This is a genomic window from Photorhabdus viridis (assembly GCF_040256935.1).
Lineage (GTDB): Bacteria > Pseudomonadota > Gammaproteobacteria > Enterobacterales > Enterobacteriaceae > Photorhabdus > Photorhabdus viridis.
The window spans coordinates 1-1471 of the sequence record NZ_JBEJZY010000143.1 but is presented as its reverse complement, the minus strand read 5'-3'; the positions used below and the strand labels follow the sequence as shown (position 1 = coordinate 1471).

Sequence of the window (1471 nt, the reverse complement as noted above, 5' to 3'; positions counted from 1 at the left end):
AGGGTCTGACTCCGGTAGCTTATGCGTGATTTTATCATCGGCGATATGTAACCAGCCTTTACCATACGCCTTTCCCGGCAACAGTTGTAAAGGACCGGGCGACTGAGCCATGACAGCGGTCATCTCCGCGCCATTACTGCCGACAACCAGCCCAGTCACACCATCTTCACCGGTTTTCATTCTTTTATAGGCCGTCGGGGCACCAGTATCCGGCATCACACCGTGCACAATCCCTAAAATTTTATCCCGACCATTCAGTTTTTCTGAATAATAGCGGGCAACCAGCCCGCCCATAGAATGAGTGACTAAAATCACCTGCTTGGTTGCACAACGTTTACCATAGTAGGCTAAAACCTCATCAACATATTTCGCCAACCTTTTGGCAGAATCCACATTGGATTGCAGCCAGTTATAGCCCATCACATGCACCGGGTACATAAAGCGATAACTATGTTTAACCTCTTCCTGGGTCAGCGGCTCTTCACCTAACTCAGCACTCAGATCCATACCGACCATTTGCTGCCGGAGCGTTTTCCTCCCCTGACCTTCTATGCAATATTCAAACACCTGACGTTCATCATCCAACACATCCTGAAGCCAGGGCAAAAAATCCCCATAACTCATATGTCCCACTTCTCCCCAACCCCGCTGCCGACAACTGGGAAATTTATTCTTTTCGGTGTGGTCAGGCGTGATATCCCCGGAGCCATCAACTATGGTGTTAGTAGGATCTAATGTATCTTTTCTGTAAGAAGCGCTTTTAAGCCCCCAAAGTAAAACCTCTGGGCTATATATCGCGTTTAACCGCCAGACTGACTTACCCTCTGTCGATTTTAAGTTACTCCCCATGACTCCCGGCAGAAAAATCACCGGGATCACTTTAGTTGCATATTTCAGACAGGTCGCCACCAGGTTTTCTTCAATTCTGGCATTGGGCACGTTGTAATACGGAAAACCGTATTCATCATATTCAGGATGAATATAAATTTCATTTTCAGTAGGCTCGCTCATCATTTACTCCTCATCTTTTATTTTTAATTTGCCTATTTCCACACCCGCCTGCTTTTGCAGAGGGCTTTTTCCATCCTGCGCGGTGGACAATAAACGGTTTCCCGCATCATCTGCCTGTAACAGCATTTTCTGACTGGCTAATGGCGTAGTGTCACAGGCACTCACGGCCTTCGGCGTCACGGCATAATTAGCCGTCTGCCATTGCTGTACAGCCTGATTGACACTCTGCCCGCCAAACTTCTCCCACACCGCCGCCCGCTGGATAATGTGATCAGGTGCCCCACTTTCCACCTGCCCGTTGCCAATACGGATATATCCCCCGCCACAGGCCAGCAAGATCTCCTCTTTAGCACTGATGATCACTTTGCCTTCATGACTGCTTACCGTGATGTCTTTCAGCGCTTCCAGCCCCATCGCATCACCCTGCGCCTGAATATCTACCCGACCTTGACTGGCAAAC

2 protein-coding genes are annotated in these 1471 nt (G+C 48.9%); both read right to left on the bottom strand.

The window, feature by feature from the left end; all coding sequences use genetic code 11:
* Window positions 1–1011, bottom strand: a 1011-nt coding sequence (locus ABR397_RS22570) for an esterase/lipase family protein (RefSeq protein ID WP_407072901.1), incomplete at its 3' end; no start/stop codon positions are given.
* Window positions 1012–1014: 3 nt separating this feature from the next.
* Window positions 1015–1471: DUF2345 domain-containing protein (locus ABR397_RS22565; protein WP_350307668.1), on the bottom strand; the 457-nt coding region annotated here is incomplete at its 5' end.